At 65.9% G+C, this 21,351-nt stretch carries 22 protein-coding genes; 16 read left to right on the top strand and 6 right to left on the bottom strand.

Annotated elements, in window-relative coordinates:
• Window positions 1-52: 52 nt before the first annotated feature.
• Window positions 53-1,036, top strand: coding sequence for an arabinofuranosidase (locus tag OVA31_RS02855; protein ID WP_267629614.1), 984 nt, complete (start codon window positions 53-55; stop codon window positions 1,034-1,036).
• A 175-nt stretch (window positions 1,037-1,211) separates the two neighbouring features.
• The gene (locus OVA31_RS02850) at window positions 1,212-2,093 is read left to right on the top strand and encodes an acyl-CoA thioesterase (RefSeq protein ID WP_267629613.1); all 882 of its coding nucleotides are present in this window, start codon (window positions 1,212-1,214) and stop codon (window positions 2,091-2,093) included.
• A gap of 5 nt (window positions 2,094-2,098) precedes the next feature.
• Here the strand turns inward: OVA31_RS02850 and OVA31_RS02845 are convergent, their stop codons facing one another.
• Together OVA31_RS02845 and OVA31_RS02840 are read right to left on the bottom strand one after the other, a co-directional pair.
• Window positions 2,099-2,809: a DUF427 domain-containing protein gene (locus OVA31_RS02845; RefSeq protein ID WP_267629612.1), complete on the bottom strand. Its 711-nt coding sequence runs from the start codon at window positions 2,807-2,809 to the stop codon at window positions 2,099-2,101.
• A gap of 167 nt (window positions 2,810-2,976) precedes the next feature.
• Window positions 2,977-3,426 carry an SRPBCC family protein gene (locus tag OVA31_RS02840; RefSeq protein WP_267629611.1) on the bottom strand — a complete coding sequence of 150 codons (450 nt, stop codon included), beginning with the start codon at window positions 3,424-3,426 and terminating at the stop codon, window positions 2,977-2,979.
• A 250-nt stretch (window positions 3,427-3,676) separates the two neighbouring features.
• Between OVA31_RS02840 and OVA31_RS02835 the strand changes: the two genes are divergently transcribed.
• Window positions 3,677-4,918 (top strand): ATP-grasp domain-containing protein, encoded by a 1,242-nt coding sequence (locus tag OVA31_RS02835; protein WP_267629610.1) that lies wholly within the window; start codon window positions 3,677-3,679, stop codon window positions 4,916-4,918.
• Window positions 4,919-5,057: 139 nt separating this feature from the next.
• Complete coding sequence (locus tag OVA31_RS02830) at window positions 5,058-7,040, top strand: hypothetical protein (RefSeq protein WP_267631381.1); 1,983 nt, start codon at window positions 5,058-5,060, stop codon at window positions 7,038-7,040.
• Here OVA31_RS02830 and OVA31_RS02825 read toward each other — a convergent pair.
• Window positions 6,995-8,404 (bottom strand): amino acid permease, encoded by a 1,410-nt coding sequence (locus OVA31_RS02825; RefSeq protein WP_267629609.1) that lies wholly within the window; start codon window positions 8,402-8,404, stop codon window positions 6,995-6,997. The genes OVA31_RS02830 and OVA31_RS02825 overlap by 46 nt on opposite strands.
• A gap of 239 nt (window positions 8,405-8,643) precedes the next feature.
• On the opposite strand from OVA31_RS02825, the gene OVA31_RS02820 reads away from it, so the two are divergent.
• Both OVA31_RS02820 and OVA31_RS02815 read left to right on the top strand, forming a co-directional pair.
• On the top strand, window positions 8,644-9,084 hold the full coding sequence (locus OVA31_RS02820) for a MarR family winged helix-turn-helix transcriptional regulator (protein ID WP_267629608.1): 441 nt from the start codon (window positions 8,644-8,646) through the stop codon (window positions 9,082-9,084).
• Window positions 9,081-10,802, top strand: a complete 1,722-nt coding sequence (locus tag OVA31_RS02815) for an MFS transporter (RefSeq protein WP_267629607.1) — start codon at window positions 9,081-9,083, stop codon at window positions 10,800-10,802. Before OVA31_RS02820 ends, OVA31_RS02815 begins: the two co-directional genes overlap by 4 nt.
• Before the next feature lie 31 nt (window positions 10,803-10,833).
• Here the strand turns inward: OVA31_RS02815 and OVA31_RS02810 are convergent, their stop codons facing one another.
• A complete protein-coding gene (locus OVA31_RS02810; protein WP_267629606.1) occupies window positions 10,834-11,247 on the bottom strand; it encodes a winged helix-turn-helix transcriptional regulator in 414 nt (137 codons plus the stop codon).
• Between the two features lie 103 nt (window positions 11,248-11,350).
• Here OVA31_RS02810 and OVA31_RS02805 point away from each other — a divergent pair, with 103 nt between their 5' ends.
• Window positions 11,351-11,716, top strand: a complete 366-nt coding sequence (locus OVA31_RS02805; protein ID WP_267629605.1) for a DoxX family protein — start codon at window positions 11,351-11,353, stop codon at window positions 11,714-11,716.
• A gap of 46 nt (window positions 11,717-11,762) precedes the next feature.
• On the opposite strand, the gene OVA31_RS02800 is transcribed toward OVA31_RS02805, so the two are convergent.
• Window positions 11,763-13,136, bottom strand: coding sequence for a diacylglycerol/lipid kinase family protein (locus OVA31_RS02800; RefSeq protein WP_267629604.1), 1,374 nt, complete (start codon window positions 13,134-13,136; stop codon window positions 11,763-11,765).
• A gap of 17 nt (window positions 13,137-13,153) precedes the next feature.
• Window positions 13,154-13,621 carry a hypothetical protein gene (locus tag OVA31_RS02795; RefSeq protein WP_267629603.1) on the bottom strand — a complete coding sequence of 156 codons (468 nt, stop codon included), beginning with the start codon at window positions 13,619-13,621 and terminating at the stop codon, window positions 13,154-13,156.
• A gap of 242 nt (window positions 13,622-13,863) precedes the next feature.
• Between OVA31_RS02795 and ehuB the strand changes: the two genes are divergently transcribed.
• The 9 genes from ehuB (at window position 13,864) to OVA31_RS02750 (ending at window position 21,349) form a co-directional block, all read left to right on the top strand.
• On the top strand, window positions 13,864-14,760 hold the full coding sequence (ehuB, locus tag OVA31_RS02790; RefSeq protein WP_267629602.1) for an ectoine/hydroxyectoine ABC transporter substrate-binding protein EhuB: 897 nt from the start codon (window positions 13,864-13,866) through the stop codon (window positions 14,758-14,760).
• Between the two features lie 20 nt (window positions 14,761-14,780).
• On the top strand, window positions 14,781-15,512 hold the full coding sequence (gene ehuC, locus OVA31_RS02785; protein WP_267629601.1) for an ectoine/hydroxyectoine ABC transporter permease subunit EhuC: 732 nt from the start codon (window positions 14,781-14,783) through the stop codon (window positions 15,510-15,512).
• Window positions 15,509-16,153: an ectoine/hydroxyectoine ABC transporter permease subunit EhuD gene (gene ehuD, locus OVA31_RS02780; protein ID WP_267629600.1), complete on the top strand. Its 645-nt coding sequence runs from the start codon at window positions 15,509-15,511 to the stop codon at window positions 16,151-16,153. Before ehuC ends, ehuD begins: the two co-directional genes overlap by 4 nt.
• A gap of 52 nt (window positions 16,154-16,205) precedes the next feature.
• The gene (ehuA, locus tag OVA31_RS02775) at window positions 16,206-16,967 is read left to right on the top strand and encodes an ectoine/hydroxyectoine ABC transporter ATP-binding protein EhuA (RefSeq protein WP_267631380.1); all 762 of its coding nucleotides are present in this window, start codon (window positions 16,206-16,208) and stop codon (window positions 16,965-16,967) included.
• 103 nt (window positions 16,968-17,070) lie between these two features.
• On the top strand, window positions 17,071-17,523 hold the full coding sequence (cynS, locus tag OVA31_RS02770; RefSeq protein ID WP_267629599.1) for a cyanase: 453 nt from the start codon (window positions 17,071-17,073) through the stop codon (window positions 17,521-17,523).
• 80 nt (window positions 17,524-17,603) lie between these two features.
• Window positions 17,604-17,975 (top strand): YciI family protein, encoded by a 372-nt coding sequence (locus OVA31_RS02765; RefSeq protein ID WP_267629598.1) that lies wholly within the window; start codon window positions 17,604-17,606, stop codon window positions 17,973-17,975.
• A complete protein-coding gene (locus OVA31_RS02760) occupies window positions 17,959-19,221 on the top strand; it encodes an RNA polymerase sigma factor (RefSeq protein ID WP_267629597.1) in 1,263 nt (420 codons plus the stop codon). The genes OVA31_RS02765 and OVA31_RS02760 overlap by 17 nt, the downstream gene beginning before the upstream one ends.
• Window positions 19,222-19,309: 88 nt before the next feature.
• Window positions 19,310-19,831, top strand: coding sequence for a hypothetical protein (locus OVA31_RS02755; protein WP_267629596.1), 522 nt, complete (start codon window positions 19,310-19,312; stop codon window positions 19,829-19,831).
• Window positions 19,832-19,927: 96 nt separating this feature from the next.
• Window positions 19,928-21,349: a purine-cytosine permease family protein gene (locus OVA31_RS02750; protein WP_267629595.1), complete on the top strand. Its 1,422-nt coding sequence runs from the start codon at window positions 19,928-19,930 to the stop codon at window positions 21,347-21,349.
• Window positions 21,350-21,351 lie beyond the last annotated feature (2 nt).

Below are 21,351 nucleotides of genomic sequence, written 5' to 3'. Positions count from 1 at the left end.
GGCTGTGGCCAAAGCCGCGCACAGGGTGCTGGTCGCCGTCGATACTGCATCGGTGATCCTCACCAAGCGAACCACCACCTTTTCCAGCGTGACGGTGGTGCTGCTCGCTGTCGCGGCACTGCTCGTCTCGGGCTCGGGGAGCAGTGCCGCGGCCCCGCCGACCGGCTGGCGATACACGATGGTGGCGTTCAGCAGCGCCACCGACCGCGACATGGACGTCTACGGGTCCGGGAACGGCACGACATTCCAACTCCTCCGCCGGTCGGCATATCGGCCCCCGTCAGGGCGTGTGCGCGACGCGAGCATCTTCCGCAATACCGACGGGTGGTACTACATCACCTACACGACGGCCGACGGCGCCAACATCGGGTTCGCGCGTAGCCGTGATCGCGTGAACTGGACGTTCCTGCACAACTATCCGACCCCGTTCTGCTGTGCATTCCTGCCGGGCACGGGCGACGGCAAAGGTCTCGGCTCATCGAGCGGGCCGGGATCCTCCGGGTCGGCAGGCTCCAGCGACGGTCCGTCGTTGTCGCCGTTCACCACCAAGTCCTGGGCGCCCGAATGGTTTGTGGAGGGCGGCCGCATCAACGTGATCCTGTCGATGTCGACCGGTGGCGGCTTTGTGCCCTATCTGATGACCGCTCTCGAGCCATCGCTCCGACTGTGGAGCCCACCCGTTCCGCTCGCCGGGATCGGCGCCGACCACATCGACACCACCGTGGTCAAGGTGGGTGCGACCTATCACGCGTTCACCAAGAACGAGACGAAGAAAGTCATCCAGCATGCGGTCGCGTCGTCGCTGATCGGGCCCTATCGGTTCGTCCCGCCCGGGAATTGGGGAACGTACGTGGAAGGCCCGGCCGTCGTCCAGCTGCCGAGCGGCGCCTGGCGGATGTACCTCGACGCCTACACCAGAGGAAAGCAGCTGTACTCCGACAGCACGAACGGGTTGCGCACCTGGACGCCGGTGAAGGAGCTTCCGGGTATTTCCGGTCAGGTGCGGCATGTCGGGGTGATGCGCGAGCCGGCCTGAGGACCATCCCGCGGGGGACTCGATCACCCCTGTTCCGACAATTCACCTTCACATGGTTCGAAGGTGGCTTGTCCGAACCGAGGTGGATGTCGCTCGAGTGCGTGTTCTCCGATACCGTAGCCTTTCCAGTGGCCTCGACGTGAGCTCCGGCACGGAAACGGGAGAAGCAACCGACATGACGACGAAATCCGACGAGACTGCCTGGTCGCTCGACGTGCTGCTCGACCTCTTCGACGTCGAGCCCGACGGCCCCGACCGATTCACCGGCGCGACCGGGATCGAGGGGGAGGAAGGCCGCGTCGTCGTGGAGGGCACGCAGGTGCTCGCGCAGGCGATCGTGGCGGCCGCCACGCGGTTCCCGGACAAGTCGATACGGTCGGCGCAGGCCGTGTTCGCACGGGCGGTCACGGTCGGTCCGGCGGTGGAGTTCGACATCGACGTCGTCCACGAGGGGCGGTCCGTCGCGACCGCCGTCGTCGCGGCCTCGCAGAACGGGAAGCGATGCGTCACCGTGACCGTCCTCGCCGACGTCCCGACCGAAGACCTGATCGCCCACCACCTCCCACGCCCGATGGTCGCCGCGCCCGACGAGGCCTTTGTCGCACGAATGCCGTTGCCAGGCCGCGATGTGCGCCTGGTCGACGTCCGAGAGGTCAACAGCCCGGACGAGGTGGGGCCGCCAGAGTTGTACGCCTGGTTGAAATACGATCCGGTCCCACAACGCGACGACCTGGCCAAGGCGCTGCTGGCGCATTTCACCGGTCATCTCGGTATCTCGACCACGATGCGGGCGCACGCCGGGATCGGTACCAGCCAAGCGCATCTCACCGTGTCCACCGCGCCGATGACCATCGCGATCAGCTTTCACGAGCCGGTCCGGTGGGGCGGATGGATCCTCTATTCCCACGAGAGCACGCAGGTCGGCGCGGGTATGTCCTATGTGCGCGGCACGGTGCACACCGAAGAGGGTGCGCTCCTGGCGTCCTTCGTCCAGGATGGACTCATCCGTCCGCTGCGGACATCCGATTCAGCAGTGGAGTCGCGCGCGAGGCTGTAGGGGATCTAGATCTCGCAGCCGCAATCCGCAGCTCCCAGGGCACGGGCCGGAAGCTCGGCGAGCACATCGGCCTTGGCCGGGTCGAAGCTGAGATGTCCACGGATGACAGTGCTCTCCGGCAGTACATCTTCATAGCTCCAGGCGACGTTCTCGACCACGGTGTCACCGATGACCGCGGTCCAGTAGGTCGCGTTGCCCTTGTAGTTGCAATAGGTCGTCAGATCTCCGCGGCGCAGCAGATCGGTGCGCACATGCGCAGGTGCCACATAGAGCACCGGTTCCAGCGCGGTCTCGAAGACGATGACGGTGTCGGTGGTGTCGACGAGCGTCACACCCGCGACGTCGACGCGCAGACCCCGGGTGGTCGGGCGGCAGTCGACCCGGTGGTACGGGTTCGGCGGGTACCAGACGAGCTTGCGGCCTTCCTCGTACCACTCGTCTACGGCGTCCCAGGGCACGTGCACAAACCCCGGTGCCTCCGGCTCGGGCTCGGTGGGCAGGTGGCCGACCTCGTCGGCCGGGAACGCGTAACTGAGGAACTGGCCGGGCCGGTGCACCATCACCGCGCGTTCGGTGTCGAGGACCGTCTGTCCGTCACGGATCGCCTGGATGCGGCGCGGATGTGGCTCGACGAACACCAGATCCGCCGGAAGCGCACCCGAGAACCAGCCGGCCGGATTTCCACTGAGGGGTCCGTGTCCCGCGACGAGGCTCATCGAGTCACGCCTGATGCGCGGCGGGCGACTACGGCTCGGATGCTGTTATGCCTCATTGCTGTTCGACCTCCCGGACGGCTCACCACGACTTGTGCAAAAGGCTAGCGGCTACGGGGTCTCCTGCGCGACGTATCCGCTGCCTGAGCGTGAACGCGAGCCGTGCGTGATCAGAGTCCGACGTCGGCGACGACGTCGCTGAGCCTCGGCAGCATCCGGTTGCGCCAGCCTCGTTCGATCGCGTTGCGCGCCATCTTCTGCAGGCGGTCGTCGAGGTCGAAACCACTGTGAGTCAGGAGCACTCGGGTTCCACGGCCCTGTGGTTCGAGTAACCAGTCGACGAACCAGCGCGCAGGCGGATTGCCGCGCAGATCCGTGTAGCTGTGGGTGAATCGTCGCCCGTGGTCCACTGTCAGTACCTGACACGCCACCTCTGCGGGTGGGTCGGCGGGGATCTCCAGGATGAAAGTCGTCCCGACCTCCGTCGCGAACCCGATGGTCGATGCCAGCCAGCGTTCGATGAGTGCCGGCTCGGTGAGCGCGCGCCAGACGGTGGCAGGCGGCTGCGGTACGAACAGACCCAGTTCGACCGCGGTCGGGTCCCGTTCCACATCGAACACGACCACCAGCTTAGGCGGGCGGTGCAATGAGTGTGGGACGGTCGGGTGTGCGCGCGAGTGCACCCTGCGATTGCAGAAGGGTGAGCGCTGAACAGGCACAGCCCAATTCATCTTCATGATCGAGAACCATGGATTGAGTCGTCGCAACTCGGACGTGGCGGCACCGCGAGCGGTCGTCGGGCGCCTATGTACGGTTGTGCGCAGGACCAGAGAGCATGAATCGCGCACGATCGACAGCGAGAGGACATGCATGACCAAGCCTGTGAAGACAGCAAAAAACCCTGACAAGGGGTTTGTGGCACTACTCGGTTGGAGTCTCGGGGCCATCGAGGCCCTCGATCGATTCGACCGCAGATATGTGGTCGTTGCGCCCGACTGGGCGCAAGAATATTGCTCTGAACACGACATTCCCTACGTGCCGTGGAATTTCGAACGCCTGAACGATCGGTCCCTCGAGATCGCCGAGACTCTGCAGGACATGGGTGTCGACGTCGCGATCCCGCTGTTCGAGGAGACCGTCGAGTGGGCCGGCGCCATCAATTCCGTCCTGATGAACAAGCCGCGCCTGTTCGGGCAGGCGATGCTGCTGCGCGACAAGGCGCTGATGAAACGTCGCGCGCAACTCGGCGGCATCCGCGTCGGCATCTTCGAGGAGGCGCACGACCGCGACGACGTGGTCCGGTTCCTCCGCCGCGTGAACCAGACACTGCTCAAGCTCGACGGCGACCCCAACGACCCGATTCACCTCAAGGCGTTCGACAAGGCCGGATGCCTCGGACATCGGGTGATCCGAACACCCGACGAGGTCGACACGATCCCCGAGGAAGAGTTCCCGGTGCTGATGGAGTCCCATCTGGACGGCTGGGAGTTCGCGGTCGAGGCCTGGATCCACAACGGCAAGATCAAGTTCCTCAACATCTCGGAGTACGTGACGCTGGGCTACTCGGTGTTCGTGCCCGCCACGCCGGAGCTCGAGAAGTATCGTCCGGCGATCACCGCGCAGATCGAGAAGCTGATCAAGACATTCGAGATCGACTTCGGCTTCGTGCACCCGGAGTACTTCGTCACCAACGACGGCGAGATGTACTTCGGCGAGGTCGCCTACCGGCCGCCGGGCTTCAAGGTGTTCGAGCTGCTGGAACGCGCATACGGGTTCAACGCCTACCAGGCCCTGGTGCTCTCCTTCGATCCGAAGACCACCGAGGAGGAGATCGACGCGTTCTTCCCGCGCGAGGTGGTGGATGCGAGCGGTGTCGCGGGTTGTTTCGGCGTGTATCCACGTCGCCGTGTGGTCTCCAACCTGGAGATCCCCGAGGTGACCGCAGACGACGACTACTACGAGACCAACGATCTCGCGGAACCCCTCGAGGAGACGGTCACCAAGCGCACGGCTTTCGGGACGCACTGGGGTCTGCTGTACTTCTTCGGGGAGGATCCCTACCGGATGCGGGATCTGCTCAAACAGCAAGAAGAGCTCGACTTCTACGTATGAGATCTGCACGGGGCCACCACGGCGTGCCCTGCGCGGACCGTGAGGACAGCAAAGGGTGCTAGTGCCTTCTTCGGACCACACCGACTCCGGCCGGGCGCTGGCAACCCGGGTCGAGCAACTCGATCACGCCACCGCGGCGATGCTCGACGCGCCGGACTTCGCCAAGGTCGGCAAAGTGCGGCGAGTACTCGACTCGCTGCGCCGCGTGCTCACCCAGGAGGGCGGCTGCGCAGCTGTGCGCGAACGCGCCGCGACACTGGAGAATGCGGGCGTCTTTGCCGGGACCGACTGGGATCAACCCAGCATCCTGGTGCCGGCGCTCGCCGGTCCCAGCCTGCGCAGTGGTCACACCGACACCGTGATCCTGGAGTCGACGAGCGAGTTGCGGATGGTCGCGATCGCGATGGGCGACTACGACCATGCCGACATGACCGCTGACGACGCCCGACGCTTCCTGTCGCAGATCCTCGCGATGAACCTCGACCTGCTGCTCGCGCCGCCGTCGGAGGCCGAGCGCGTGCGACAGGGGAGCGCCGCCAAGGTGATCCGCGAGGTCTTCGGCTACGTTCTCGACCAGATCGGCTACGACAGCGTGCTCGACGAATTGGTCGAGGAGATCTGGCGGATACTCCGGCAGCGACCCATCCAGGTCGATCACGTGAAGGCGATGGTCACGCGGATCGCGATCCATCGCAACGATCCCGACGTCGACCTCGGGACGTCCGCGCAGGGTCTCGACCGGCTGACCACCGCGCTCTTCGGGCCGACCGAGGCCTGTCGGGAGGATCCGGGCATCGACGTCTATCTGTCGCGGTTGTCGGCGATGGACGCCGAAGGGCTCGAGTTCGAGGCACGCGGATTCGCGCGGGCCATGCACGACACCGGCCTCGTCTCCCCGTACCACGCCGCGCTGGCCCGGTTCCTGGTGGACGACAACGTCTTTCTCCTCCCCGAAGCGCTCGGGTTGTCGGAGGTGGGGCGCAACTGTCTGCTCCGCTACACCGACCTGGTGCTCGAGCTGATCACCCGGACCGTGCATCCGCAGAACGCGCAGTGCCTGTACGGCCTCGCGTTGCTGCTCGACCGCGGAATCCTGCATCAGCCACCGGTGGTCCCGTCGCTGTGGCGGCAACTGGCACTGAAGCTCTCGCCGACGGTCTCCGACCGTCTGCAGTCAGCGTTCGGTCCCGCCGTCGATCCCGAGTCGCTGCTCATCGGCGGCCTGCTGTCGATGCTCGGCCAGCCGCTGGGTGTCGGGCAGGGGGACAATCCGACCTGTCAGTCGGCCCGCGCGTTGTCGATGTGGGCCTACAACGATCCCGACTATCTGCTGCAGGTGGTGGCCTGGGCGGCCCGCGACGACGAGGTCGTCGCCCATTTCGAAGGGCAGCGTGTCTCGTCGGTGGAGAGCGTCGGCGGGGTCGCCACGGCCGATCCGATCGATCTGGATCCTGTTTCGCTCCTGGTGGTTCCGCACCTCGATCGGATCTACGCGGAGATGGTCCGTCGCTGTGCCGACCGTCCCGGTGACCCGCATCGCTGGGTGAACCCGGAGTTCCACGGCTGGTGGTCGGCCCGGGGCTTCCGGATCAACGTCGACGTGGCGACCGGCGACATCATCGACCTCGACGATTTCATCCGGCAGTTCTACGCGGCGTATCACCCCGGCTACAACGGCAATCAGCCGCTGATCCACCCGCAACCCGCCGGGATCGCGTTCACCGACAGTGCCGCGCGCTACGTCGGCTGGCATGCGATCACCATCCTGCGTGTCGCCGCGGACCCGAACGGTGTCATCCGCGTCTATTTCTTCAACCCGAACAACGACAGCGGGCAGGACTGGGGCGACTCGGTGGTGGTCGGCACGGCCGGCAACGGTGAGCGACCCGGCGAGGGATCGCTGCCCTTCGAACAGTTCGCCTCGCGGTTGTACATCTTTCATGCCGACCCGCTCGAAGACGGTGCGACCGAAGATGTTCCGGCCGAGGATGTCGCACGGGTGATCGGTTACACCGAACGCAGCTGGGGAGTCGACCGGATGGGTCGGCCGGAGACGACCGACCTACCGGACGCCGGTCAGCGCGTTCCGACCAGCGATCTACCGCGCGACCACGCCAGGTAGCCGATTCCCACGCAGGCAAACCAGACCGCGCCGACGATCAACGCGACGCGGCCGTCGGTGTCGAAGAACAACAGGACGAACACCATGAGGAGAAAGGCCAGCGCAGCCCAGGTGGTGACCGGCGCGCCTGGCACCCGATAGTCCGACGCCGGAAGCTCTCCGCGGGCCACCTTCTTGCGATAGGCCATGTGACACACCAGGATCGTTCCCCACACCACGATGATGCCGACCGTTGACACCGAGGTGATGTAGGAGAAGGCGTGATCGGGGTCGATCACGTTCACGACGACACCGGCCACCATCACCACGGCACTGAGCACGATTCCCCCGATGGGGACCTGACGTCCGGACAGCCGGGCGAGTTGCCGTGGTGCATCACCGCGCTGGGCCAGCGAGCGCACCATCCGGCCGGTGGAGTAGATGCCGGAGTTGCACGACGACAGCGCGGCGGTGAGCAGCACGAAGTTGACGATGCCTGCCGCGCCGGGGATTCCGATGTATTCGAACACCGACACGAACGGGCTCTGGCCCTCCTGGAAGTCGCGCCAGCTCCGTACCGAGAGGATCACCACGAGGGAGCCCACATAGAAGACGCCGATGCGGAACGGCACGGAGTTGATGGCCTTGCGCAAGGTGACCCTCGGGTTCTGCGCCTCACCGGCGGTCACGCCGACGAGTTCCACACCCACGTAGGCGAACATCACGATCTGCAGACTCAGCAACGCATTGGTGAACCCGGTCGCGAAGAAGCCGCCGTCACTCCACAGGTTCGTCACCGATGGGCCGGTGTCAGGTCCCAGGCCCGCGATCGGCAGCAGCACCCCGATGCCGACGATGATCATGCCGAGGATCGCGGTGACCTTGATCGCCGAGAACCAGAACTCCGCGCGACCGAACATGCCGACCGAGATCAGGTTCGCGCCGAAGAGGACCACCAGCGCGACCAGCGCGGTCACCCAGACGGGGATGGACGGCCACCAGTAGTTGATGTACTTGCCTGCCACGGTGATCTCGGCCATGCAGGTCGTGGTCCACACGGCCCAGTAGGTCCACCCCTGGCTGAAGCCGGCGAAGCGGCCCAGGAACTCGTCGGCGTACTCGCTGATGCCGCCCGAGATCGGCCGGTAGATCAGCAGTTCGCCGAGGGCGCGCATGACGATGAAGATCGCCAGGCCCGCCAGGGCGTAGGCGAGGATGAGGGCCGGTCCGGCCTTCTCGATCGCACCGCCGGAACCGTAGAAGAGCCCGGTGCCGATCGCGCCACCGATCGCGATCATCTGGACCGTCCGGGTGGTCAGCCCGCGCTGGTAGCCCTCGTCGCGCTCCGTGGATGCCCGGACATCGACGTCTTCGTTCGTCTCCACACCGACTCCCTCAGAATTGTGTACCGTCAGCGGCCCAATCTAGACGTCCGGATGTGCACTCGATCACTCAGGCTTCGTCAGCCCGCCGATCGCCACGATATTTGTCCGATTCATCCGAATTGGCCGGAGCCGGTGTCGGATTCGACGGATTCTGCGGCGGTGGTCGATGAGGTGCGGAGGGTGTGCAACCCGTTATGTCCGACTTGATCAGTCCAAACTGATCAAGTTAGGTTGATGAAATGATCGATGACGATTCCGATGTCCTCGACGTGGCGTCCGAGCTGCGGATCACCGTCGGGTCGCTGGTGCGACGGCTGCGCCAACACCGTGGCCCCGACGACCCGAGTGTGCCGGAGACGACGGTCCTCGCCCGGCTCGACCGGGACGGCTCGTGTTCGGCTGCGGACCTGGCCCGGCACGGTCATGTGAGCCCTCAGTCGATGGGGGTGACCATCGCCGGATTGCAGGAGCGGGGGCTGATCGCGCGCACGCCGGACCCGACCGATGGCCGTCGCATCCTGCTGAGCCTGACCGCTGCTGGTGGGGAGGCGCTCACAGATCGTCGCAACCACAGCACGCGGTCGATCGCGGAGGCGATGTCGGCGACCCTGACCGCTGCCGAGATCGCAGCCGTGTCCGACGCGTTACCGCTCCTCGACCGACTGCGGGGCGCCCTGTGAGCTCCACGTCCACACTGCAGTCCACGTCACCGACGCCCGAGGCACCCGACGACGGCTATCGCTGGGTCGCCTTGTCGAACACCACTGCGGCGGTGTTCATGTCGGCGCTCGACGGGTCGATCGTGATCATCTCCCTGCCCGCGATCTTCCGGGGTATCGGCCTGGATCCCCTTGCGTCGGAGAATATCGGGTACTTGCTCTGGATGATCATGGGGTACCGCCTGGTCCAGGCGGTGGCGGTCACCACGCTGGGCAGGCTGGGTGACATGTTCGGCCGGGTGCGGATCTACAACGCGGGCTTCGCGGTGTTCACGGTGGCGTCGATCCTGTTGTCGTTCGACCCTTTTCACGCCTCAGCGGCCGCGACCTGGCTGATCGCCTGGCGCGTCCTCCAGGCCCTGGGCGGGTCGATGCTGACGGGCAACTCGGCGGCCATTCTCACCGACGCCTTCCCGGCCGATCGTCGTGGCTTCGCACTGGGACTCAACCAGGTTGCCGCGCTGGCGGGTCAACTCAGCGGGCTGGTTCTCGGTGGCCTGCTGGCGGCCTGGGACTGGCGTGCCGTGTTCTGGGTGAATGTCCCGGTCGGCGTCTTCTTCACCTTGTGGGCCTATCTCAAACTCCGTGACAGTGGAGAACGGCATCCCGGCCGGATCGATTGGTGGGGCAACGCAACGTTCGCGATCGGATTGTCCGCGGTCCTCGTCGCCATCACGATCGGCCTGCAGCCCCACGGTGGGCACACGATGGGCTGGACCGCCCCGACGACGGTCGCATTGTTGGTGTCCGGGGTGGTGCTGCTGGTTGCGTTCTTCGTCATCGAGAAGCGCGTGGCCGAACCCATGATCGAGCTGGGCCTGTTCAAGATCCGCGCCTTCGCGGCGGGTAACGGGGCAGCTCTCTGCGCCTCGCTGGCGCAGGGCGGCCTGCAGTTCATCCTGATCATCTGGCTGCAGGGGATCTGGTTGCCGCTGCACGGCTACGACTACGCCGACACCCCACTGTGGGCGGGTATCTTCATGCTGCCGTTGACGCTGGGTTTCTTCGTGTCCGGCCCGCTCACCGGTGCGATGTCGGACCGATTCGGCGCGCGCGGATTCTCGACCGTCGGCATGGTGCTGTTCGGATCGAGCTTCGTCGGACTGCTGTTCCTGCCGATCACCTTCTCGTACTGGGCTTTCGCCCTGTTGATCGCGCTGAACGGCGTGGGCACGGGGATGTTCGCCGCGCCCAACACCTCGTCGATCATGAGCAGTGTGCCTGCGCGCTACCGCGGTGTCGCGTCGGGTATGCGCGCCACGTTCCAGAACTCCGGCACGGCGCTGTCGATCGGAGTGTTCTTCTCGCTCATGGTGGTCGGGCTCTCGGCAAACCTGCCCGAGGCGATGTCGGCCGGGCTCCAACAGCAGGGCGTGTCGCCGGGCGTCGCGACCGATGTCGCGAACCTGCCGCCGGTGTCCTCACTGTTCTCGGCCATGCTCGGCGTCAACCCGATCGATCACCTGCTCGCGGGAACGGGAACGCTCGACGCGCTCACGGCCACCCAACGTGATCACCTGACCGGGCACAGCTTCTTCCCGGATCTGCTCTCGGGGCCCTTCCACGACGGCCTCGTGGTGGTCTTCGCCGCCTCGATCGCCCTGTCGATCTGTGCGGCGGTGGCGTCGGCGTTGCGCGGCAAGCCGCCGCAGAGGTCGGTGGCGAGTTCGAGGGAGTGAGGGCCGCGGTCCGGAGTGGGGATGCCGGCCGTCACGGCATGCGACGTCTCCGGCGCGATGCCGCCTCCTCGTCGCGCCGCGCGTCGTACTCGCGACGATTCGTGCCGATGGTGTCGTTGTGCTCGGCCGCCCAGTTGGCCAGCGCAATCGCATGGGGGAGCAGCGAGTCCGCGAGGTCGGTGAGTCGGTACTCGACGCGGGGCGGCACCTCCGCATATGCCGTACGCGCGACCAGACCGTCGCGTTCCAGCTTTCGCAGGGTCAGCGACAGCATCCGTTGTGAGATGCCGGGAATCAGCCGCTGCACCTCGGTGAATCTCAACTGGCGGTCGTGCAGGGTCGCGATGATGAGCAGTGCCCATTTGTCGGCGATCCGGTCGAGCAGTCCACGCACGGCCTGACCCAGGTCGCCCCGGATCGAACAGAGGCGTTCGTCGTCGGCCATCGACCGCTCCTTGTCAGTGACGCACACGCGTGTGCCTTTTGTACGGCATCCGATTCTGATCGACAATGCAGTTGCTTACTTATCGTAACCAAGGAGGATCCCCGTGATCATTGCCTACTGGATCGTCGGCGCGATCCTTGCGCTGTTCTATCTCTACTCGGGCGGAATCAAGGTGGTGCGATCCCCGGACCAGCTCCGGCCGATGATGGGATGGATCGACACCGTGCCGCTGGGGTTCGTGCGGATCATCGGCGTCCTCGAGGTGCTCGGCGCGCTCGGGCTGATCCTGCCGCCCGCCACGGGCATCGCCGCGGTCCTCGCGTCGGTGTCGGCAGTCGCGCTCGTGCTGCTCCAGATCGGTGCCATCGCACTGCATCTCCGCCGAGGTGAGGCTCGGCTCATCGGCTTGAACGTCGCATTGGTCGCTGTCGCTGCGGTGCTCGTTTGGCTGTCAACCGTGTGGTGGTGAGCCTGTCGGTGGGTCGCGGTCATCAGATGCCCATGACCCCGGGATCTCACATCCGCGGGGCACGCCCCCTCGCGAGATCGACCAGCGACCGCAGGTCCACGGCGCGTGCGCGGCGCCGCGCCGCGGCGGCCCGGTTGCCGGCGGGGACCAGGAGACGCAGCGCCCTCGGATGACTGCGGAATCGCAAGGGTGTCGTCAGTTCCAGCGCTTCGCCGTCGATGCCGACGAAGGCCCGCCCGCCGTGCGATCGGATCTCGAACTCCTCGGTCGCGAATTCGTGCCAGAAGGGGCTGGTCCTGCGCAGCCCGAGCGCGGATCTGGTCAGAAGTCGGGCGGCCTCGGCCCCGGTCGAGGTGGAGATCGCGATCACCCCGAGCCGGCCCGTGTCCATCACCCGCCGCGCCGCGGCGTCCAGCGAAGCCGTTGCGGTATAGGGATTGTTCGACACCAGGATGACAAACGACCCGTCGACCTCGTCGCCGGTGGGGGAGGTGAACTGGAGGTCGAAAGGCTCTGCGGTGCGGCCCAGCAGATCGGGCAGCATCGTGGCGAACGTCTGGGCTTTCTCCGCCCGATACGAGCTCTCGTGCACGACGGTTGCATAGACGCCCAGCGAGACGTTGTTGACGAACAGACGACCATTGACGGTGGCATGGTCGACCCGCCGTTCGACGGCATCGCGGAATGCCATCAGACCCGCCTTCGGGTCGTCGCGGTCGAGCCCGAGATCGAGGGCGAAGTGATTGCGGGTGCCCGCGCTGACGCAGACGAACGGCAGTCCGTGCTCGACGGCAACCGACGCGACCAGGGCCTGCGATCCGTCGCCGCCCGCCATGCCGAGGCAGTCGGCACCGCGCGCCACGGCGTCCCGGGCGAGCTGCTCGAGATCGTCGTCCGGGCCGAGTACGATCACTTCGACTCCCAGATCCCTTGCGGCAGAGACGATGCCGAACTGCTCGACCTTCCCGCCGCCCGACTTGGGATTGCAGATCAGCACCGGATTCGTCGGGCGTCTCGTCTCCCTGGTCCGATCGAGTGCATGCAGATCCGGGGCCAGCGCGTACCGTGCACACCCGGTGGCCACGGCCAACACCGCGCCGGCCGTGAGCAGTCGAACCGCCACCGTTGCGGGATCGGCGAGCGCCTGCGTCAATGCGGTGGCGATGACGGCCATGCCCACGGCGACCGCGATCGCCCCACCGAGACGACGTACGCCCCGCTCCGTGATGACCCACCACGCACCGGCGATGGTGATGCCGAAGCCGAGGAGTCCGATCACGACGTCGATCCCTCGGGTGATCAGGAACAGCGCCACCACCACGGCCATCAGGGCGACACCGGTGAGAGCGATGGCGGCGCTGAGGCGGCGGTCGAGCCCCGGCACCGAGGCAGGGCTCGACTGCCCGGGGATGGACTTCATGCGGCGTGTCCCGCTGCTCAGCGCGGGGTCAGCAGGAAGGAGCGCGCTCCGGCGGTGAATGCGGTGTGCAGATCGTCGGGATTCGGCGTGCCGTCGGCGTCGATGCCGATCTTGTTGAACGAGGCGAACTGCTTGTTGTCGCGGCAGATGACGGCGTAGTGCTCGACGACGCTCGGCTCGTCGGTGAACGCCTCGACATCGGCCGACCGCCGTCGGCCCAGCAGCCGGATTTCCACCGATTCACCGGTTCTCAAGTTCTTGCCCCACCCGAACGGCGTGCCGATCAACAACTTCTCGTCGTGGGATGCGTAGGCGACCGGCACGGAGTAGAGCCTGCCGGATTTTCGCCCGACGACGTACACGGTGACCAGACGTCGGCCGATCGCGCGGCTGATCACGGGTGTGGCCAGTAGGGCGCGGACGATGCGGTTGGTCACGCTCTGCAGTTTCATCGTCTGCGGCCGTTGGGATGTGGGTCCCGTCACGCCTGCAACGCTACACCCTACGTCCGGCGGCGGGCCGGGGAAGTGATTTCGTGACATGAACATCATCTTCACCAACGTGTCCTGGGATTTGGCGCGGAAGCGGCGCCATTCTCGTGTTAGCTTCACAAGCGTAAGAAATCGAACAAGGTGAATAAGTCGGTCGGAAGTGCGTATACCCGTGAAATCGCTCTTCAGCGACGCGCGGGCAGAGTCTTTCCGGTCGCGATCGGAAGGCTGAGTCGATGACAATCTCGGTGTTGAGAAAGTCTGTGAAGCGTAGGTCGGCAACCATATTGGCTGTCAGCGCACTGGTCGCGGCAAGTCTCGCGGCATGTTCGTCCACCGATTCGGGTGGTGATTCGAACCTCTTGGAGTCATTGCGTGAAAAAGGCGCGGTGACTGTGGGTTTCGCCGGTGAGGCGCCGTATTCATTTGAGGAGAACGGGCAGCTGACCGGCGCGACCGTGGCGCTGCACCGGGAAATATTCCACAACCTGGGGATCAATGAGGTCAAAGGCGTGAATGCGGACTTCGGGGCCTTGATCCCAGGCCTGCAGGCCAACCGCTTCGACGTGGTCAGTGCGGGTATGTCGATACTCCCCGAGCGCTGCAAACAGGCCGCGTTCAGCGATCCCGAGTTCAACTACACCACGGCCCTGATGGTGAACAAGGGCAACCCGAAGGGCATGACGGATATGCAGTCGGTGGCGAGCAGCGGTGCTCGACTCGCCACGATGACCGGTGCGATCGAGTCAGACTACGCGAAGAGTCTGGGGATCTCGAGCATGCAGGTGGCCACCCCTCAGGATGGGATGGATGCGGTCACCTCCGGGCGCGCCGACGTGTTCGCGCTGACCGGTATCTCGCTCAACTGGATGAAGAACAACAACCCGGAAGCGCCGGTCGACGTCACGCCGTCGTTCGTCGCCGTCATCGACGGGAAGCCCCAAGTCGGGGCGGGCGGGACCGTCTTCCGCACGAACGACAAGGAATTGCTCGATGCCTACAACGCCGAGCTCAAGAAGATCACATCCGATCCGCAGAAGTACCTCTCGATCGTCGGGAAGTTCGGGTTCACCGAAAAGGAGCTGCCCGATCCGAAGCTGACCACGGCCGATCTGTGTGCGGGAAACATCTGAGGATGGTCGAGTAGCCGACTGTGGGAGACAACTTCGAAGCCTTCCTGGATGCGTGGCCGCGCATCCAGGAAGGCATTCTCACCACCCTCTACCTGACCCTCGGCGGCGCGGCGCTGGCGTTTGTGCTCGCCCTGGTGCTGGGCGTGGCAGCGGGGTCACGACATCTCGTTATCCGGGGTACCGCCCGCGTGATCGTCGAGTTCTTCAGGGGCACATCGCTCTTGGTGCAGCTGTTCTGGTTGTTTTACGTGTTGCCGCTGTTCGGGTTCCAACTCGAACCGATGTTCTGCGGAATACTGGCATTGGGCCTCAACTACGGCGCCTACGGTGCCGAGGTGGTCCGGGGGTCGTTGGCGGCGGTACCCGCTCCGCAACGGGAAGCCGCCGTGGCCCTGAACTTCTCGTCGTGGCAGCGCTTGTACCGGATCATCTTCCCGCAGGCCTGGGCGCAGATGATCCCGCCGTTGACGAATCTCCTGATCCAGTTGCTCAAGGGGAGTGCGCTTGCGAGTTTCATCCTGCTTCAGGATCTGACCTATCAGATCGAGCAGTTGCGTCGAGGAACGGGCGACACCATCTTCTCTTTCGGGGTCGGCCTCGTGTTGTATTTCTGCATCGCCTACGTGCTGACCCTCGTCATGAACCTGTTGGAAGTCCGCGCCAAGTCGCGACTGGGGGTGGGGCCGTCGATGCGCGAAGTACTGAGCCTACGTCCTGAGAAGATCTCCGAGTCCGTGGGAGTCGGCCGATGAACGTCACCTGGAGTTGGCAACGCGCAGCAGATTGTCTTCCGGTCCTCTTGGAGGGGTTCAAGATCACCCTGCTGGCAACAGTTCTGGGATTCCTCATTGCGGCTGTCCTGGGGTTGGCGATCGCGATCGTGCGACGCGCCGGGCCGAGATTGGTCACGGTACCGGTGCGCATGATCAGCGAGTTCATCCGGCTGACGCCCCTCGTGGTGCAACTGCTGTTTGCCTATTACCTGCTCCCGCAATTCTCGGCTCTGCAGATCGGCATCACGGTGCTCGGAATCCATTACTCGACGTACATGGCCGAGGTGTACCGCGCCGGCATCGACGGGGTGCCGAAGGGCCAGTGGGAGGCAGCGCATGCGTTGTCCCTTCCCATGGCGAGGACCTGGCGAGCCGTCATCCTCCCACAGGCGATACGCAGCACCACGCCGGCGCTGGGCAACTATGCGATCTCCATGTTCAAGGACACCCCGTTCCTGTTCGCCATCACGGTGGTCGAGATGGTCACCGCGGCGCAGCAGTACGGTGCGCGCACCTTTCAGTATCTGGAACCCATCACGATCGCCGGGGTGATATTCCTGGTCGCGAGCTACCCGACATCGATCCTCATCCGAAAAGTGGAGAAGTCCCTTGCCTACTGACGAGCAACCATCACTCGCGACGACCGGGCCGCGGCCGGCAGCCGATGGGTCGATGGTGGTGTTCGACCAGGTGGTCAAGAAGTTCGGTGATCACGTCGTGCTCGATCATCTCGACTTCACGGTGCAGCGCGGTGAGCGCGTCGCTTTGATCGGCCCGAGCGGGTCGGGCAAGACGACGATCCTGCGTCTCCTGATGACGCTCGAACCGTGCAATGACGGGGTGATCTGGGTCGAGGGCGAGCCGCTCACGCATCAGTACAAGGGCGACAAGCTGGTGAAGGCGACGCCGAAGCATCAGCGGGCGGCCCGGTCGAAGATCGGCATGGTCTTTCAGCAGTTCAACCTGTTCCCGAACATGACCGTGCTGCAGAACATCACCGAGGCGCCGATACACGTGCTCGGAAAGAGCAAGGGAGAGGCCACTTCCCGGGCCCGCGAGCTGTTGAAAACGGTTGGCCTGCAGGACAAGGAAGACGCCCACCCGACCACGCTCTCCGGCGGACAGCAGCAGCGCGTCGCAATTGCGCGTGCACTGGCGATGGACCCCGACATCCTGCTCCTCGACGAGGTGACCTCCGCGCTCGACCCGGAACTCGTGGCCGATGTCCTCGGCGTTCTCCGTGCGATCGCGGAGACCACCGACATCACCATGCTGATCGTCACTCACGAGATGGGGTTCGCCCGCGACGTGGCCGATCGGGTCCTGGTCTTCGACGCGGGCAAGATCGTGGAGGCGGGTTCGCCCGAGGCCATCTTCACCGATCCGCAGGAAGATCGCACGAAGAGCTTCTTGAAGGCTGTCCTGTCGCACTGATCCGGTCACGGGCGTGGGGGACGCCCCTCGCCGGTTCCGGTGGACACCCCGGAAGCGATGTGGTCAAGGTAGAGCGGTCCATCCGAATCGTCGAGGAGCTCCGATGACCACTCCGATCATGCCGAAGACCGATGCCGCAGAACTGATCGTCGCCGCCCGCATCCGTCAGGGACTGTCCTGGTCCGACATCGCCGAGCGAATCGACGCCCCGGTCGTCTGGACGGTGGCCGCACTCCTCGGGCAGCATCCGGTGCCGGTGGACAAGGCGACCATCGTCTGCGAACTCCTCGGGCTCGGCGAGGGAGTGATCGAGAGTCTGGTGCGCCAGCCGACCCGGATCGCCGACGAATCGGTCGCGACCGACCCGACCATCTATCGCTTCCACGAGGCGCTCGCCGTCTACGGACCGGCACTCAAGGAGCTGATCCACGAAGAGTTCGGCGACGGGATCATGAGCGCGATCAACTTCAAGGTCGATTTCGCCCGGCGTGCCGATCCGGACGGGGATCGGGTGGTGATCACGTTCGACGGCAAGTTCCTCGACTACCGCTGGTAGGGGGTGTCGATTTCAGCGCATCTCGTTCGTCCTCCTGATGTGGCACCGACAACGGGCCACACTGAGACAAGGAGGACACCATGCGCTACGCATTGCTGATCAACAACGCCGAGCCCGCTCCGGGTGAGGTCACCGCCGAGGCCGTCGACGAGATGAAGTCGTTGATCCGCGCCTACACCGACGCGTTGTACGCGGCCGGCGTGCTGGTGGCGGCCGAGATCCTCGCCTCGCCCTCCGCCACGCAGACGGTGACCAGGCGCGAGGGGGACCTCCGGGTGCAGCAGGGGCCGTTCGCCGAGACCAGGGAGGCGCTCGCCGGCGTGTTCGTCATCGACGTCCCTGATCACGACGCCGCGCTGGCCTGGACCGAGAAGATGCCCGCCACGCAATACGCGGTCGTGGAGGTCAGGCGGTCCGTCCTCTCCTGTGTCGACGGTGTCTGGTCGGACTGACGGCGCCCCGCCCTCGGCGAGTGCGATCGCCGAGGCGCGGGCGCACGCCGAGGGGGCGGCACGGGATTCCTATGGTCGCCTTCTCGCGTTGTTGGCCGCAGCCACACACGACCTCGCGGGAGCCGAAGACGCGCTCGGTGACGCATTCGAACGGGCCCTGACCCGGTGGCCGGCCGACGGCGTGCCACGCGATCCGGATGGTTGGCTCCTGACGGTCGCCCGCAATCGTCAACGCGACCGGTGGCGTTCGGCTGCGGTAAGGACCTCGGTTCCCCTCGACGCGGCGTCACTCGATTCGGCGCCGGGCGGTGCCGACGGCCCGGACGGGCGGGTGTCACCGTTCCGGGATCGGCGCCTCGAGTTGCTCCTGGTGTGTGCTCACCCCGAGATCAGCGCGGCAGTGCACGCGCCGCTGATGCTCAACACAGTCCTCGGCTACCCGGCCAACCGGATCGGCCACGCGTTCGCGATTCCCGGTACCACGATGGCGGCCCGCCTCGTACGCGCCAAACGACGCATCGGCGACCTCGGGTTGCCGTTCGAGGTTCCCCCGGTGGACGAGTTCGCCGACCGCCTCGCACCTGTCCTCGAGGCGATCTACGCCGCGTACACCATCGAATGGCCTGCCCTGGCGCACGAGCGTCAGGCCCTGCTCCTCGGACTCGGCGAGGTGGTGGCCGAGGTCGCCTCCACAAGCGCCGAGGCGCACGGCCTCGTCGCGCTGATGGAGCTGTCGAGCGCCCGACTACCCGCCCGGACCGATGACGACGGGCGGTTCGTGCCGCTGGCCGAACAGAATCCGGGGCGTTGGGACGCCGATCTCATCGCTCGCGCGCACGCTCACCTGCGCACCGCACACGGTCTCGGCCGGATCGGTCGATTTCAGCTCGAGGCCGCCATCGGTGCCGTCCACTGCGCCCGCCGGCCGGATGCAGCTCCCGATTGGCTCACCCTGCGCCGACTCCACGAGGCGTTGCAGACGCTCTCGCCGACATTGGCGGGCGCGGTGGCGCTCGTGGCGGTGGTGGCCGAGACCGACGGCGCCGCAGCCGCTCTGGGCCGGCTCGACGGTGTGGCCGACGCCGATCGGTTCCAGCCGGCGTGGGTCACGCGAGCGCATCTGCTGGACCGGCTCGGTCGCGATGACGCCTCGACCGCGGCCTTCGACAAGGCGATCGCCCTGACCACCGATCCCGCCGAGAGGGCGCACCTCGAAGCTCGTCGGGCGACGGTCGGGTCAAGCTGAAATTGCGCTGAGAGCGGGGTGTCGCCGCGGCCGGTTCCGCGGATTAGCCTCGATCCCAGGTCGGGTCTCAACTCCACGAGGAGGAATGATGAGTCATCCGACAATTCGTCGAGCCCTGGTCGCCGCGGCGTCTGCCGTTCTCGGCGCGACCGCGTTGGTGACCGCACCGGCGGTGTCCGCCGCGCCCATGACCGCCGAGAAACCCGCTGCACTCGTCGTGTCGGGTGACATGGCGATCGCCCCGGGTGTGCACCTGCTGAGGATCGAGGCGATCGGCGCCCGCACCGCGGACGGGAAGACGATGGGCACCTATCGGGCAACCGTGCTGGACGGGACGAATCCCACGCCGATCCAGGTCCGCGGACCCATCACCTGCCTCTACACCGCAGGGAACACGGCGTCGTTGATCTATCCGATCACCGCGACCACCCCCGACATCCTGCCTGCCGCGGCCCGTGGTGCGGCCGCCGTCCAGATCACCGTGCGCAAGGGGGCGTCGGGTGCCCCGAGCCACGTGGGCATCATGGGCCCGATGGCGACGTCGTCGTTCGACGGTTGCCGACCGGCGATGACCCCGTTCGTCTTCGACGGAATGATCGACATCAAGTAGTCGAGGTTCGGGGGCGTCGATCTGTGTCGTCTCGTGGCGTCGGCAGCGGACAGTCCGTCAGTTGCCGACGTCAGTCCGGGGCAGCAGAGTTGCGCCATGACCCTCGGCGCACCCCCTGAACACCCCGACGCGGCTGCCGTCGCACCACAGGCCGGCTATGGCAAGAAGGTTCTCGCCGTCGAGCCGGGCGGCAACGAGCCGATCCCGCTCGATGCGCGGCACGGTTCGCCGCGCGGGCTGTTCTGGACCTGGACCGCGCCCAATCTCGAGTTCGCGACGATCTTCGTCGGCGTCATCTCCGTGCTGTACTTCGGCCTGTCGTTCTGGCAGGCCGTCGCGGCGATGGCGATCGGCAACCTTCTCGGCGCGGTTGCCCACTTCCTGTTGTCGGCGGAGGGGCCGTTGCACGGGGTGCCTCAGATGGTGCTGGGTCGCCTCGCATTCGGCCATCGCGGCAACGTCCTGCCCGCGACGTTCATGGCGATCATGTGCGGTGTCGGCTGGTTCGCCACCAACAGCGTGAGCGGTGCCTTCGCGCTGTCGACACTCTTCGGATTCACGCCGCTGCTCGGTCTGGTGATCATCGTGATCGCCCAGACCGCGTTCGCCTTCTTCGGCCACAATCTCGTGCAGCGATTCGAGCGGGTGGCCGCCCCGGTGCTGGCCGTGGTCTTCCTGATCGGTGCGGTGATCATCTTCAGCAAGTCCGACGTCTCGGCCGCCTCCGCCGACGGCGGGTTCTCGCTCGGTGGCTTCCTGCTGACCGTCGGCGCGGCCTTCGGCTACACGGCGGGCTGGACGCCCTATGCCGCCGACTACACGCGGTACCTGCCGCCCACCGTGTCCAAGCTGCAGACCGGACTGTTCGCGTCTGCGGGCCTGTACATCTCGTGCACGTTCTTGATGGTTGTCGGAGCGGCGTCGGTGACCATCGGCGCACCCTCCTCCGACAATCCGACGGAGGCGTTCACGGCGAACCTCCCGAGCGTCGTCGCCGATCTCACGCTGCTGGCGATCGCCGTCGGCGCCGTCGCGGCGAATGCCATCAACGTCTACTCGGGCGCAATGGCTTTCGTGACGATGGGCTTCCGGCTGCCGGTCGGGATCCAGCGGGCCTTGGTGACGGTGTTCTTCGGCATCGTCGGCTTCCTGGTCGCCTGGTGGGCGCTGGCCGACGCCGCCGCGTCCTATGAGGCGTTCCTGCTGCTGGTCGCCTATTGGATCGGCCCGTGGCTCGGCGTGGTCTTCGCCGATCGGCTGCTCCGGCGGGAACGGCCGTCGCTCGCCCTGCTGTACGACACCCGCTACACCAACTGGGGTGGCGTCGCCGCGTTCGCGATCGGCTTGGTGACATCGCTGCTGTTGTTCTGCAATCAGGAGCGCTTCGTCGGATACGTCGTCCGCGCCGTGCCGGAGCTCGGTGACATCGGGGCGTTCGTCGGTTTCGTCATCGCCTTCGTCGGATACCTGATCCTGGCCCGCAAGCGTGTCGAGCGATCACAGCGCGAATACGCCTGATC

Source organism: Gordonia sp. SL306, assembly GCF_026625785.1.
In the GTDB taxonomy this organism is placed as follows: Bacteria; Actinomycetota; Actinomycetes; order Mycobacteriales; family Mycobacteriaceae; genus Gordonia.
Note: the sequence above shows the minus strand (reverse complement) of the source record. Positions and strands in the feature narration are given on the sequence as shown.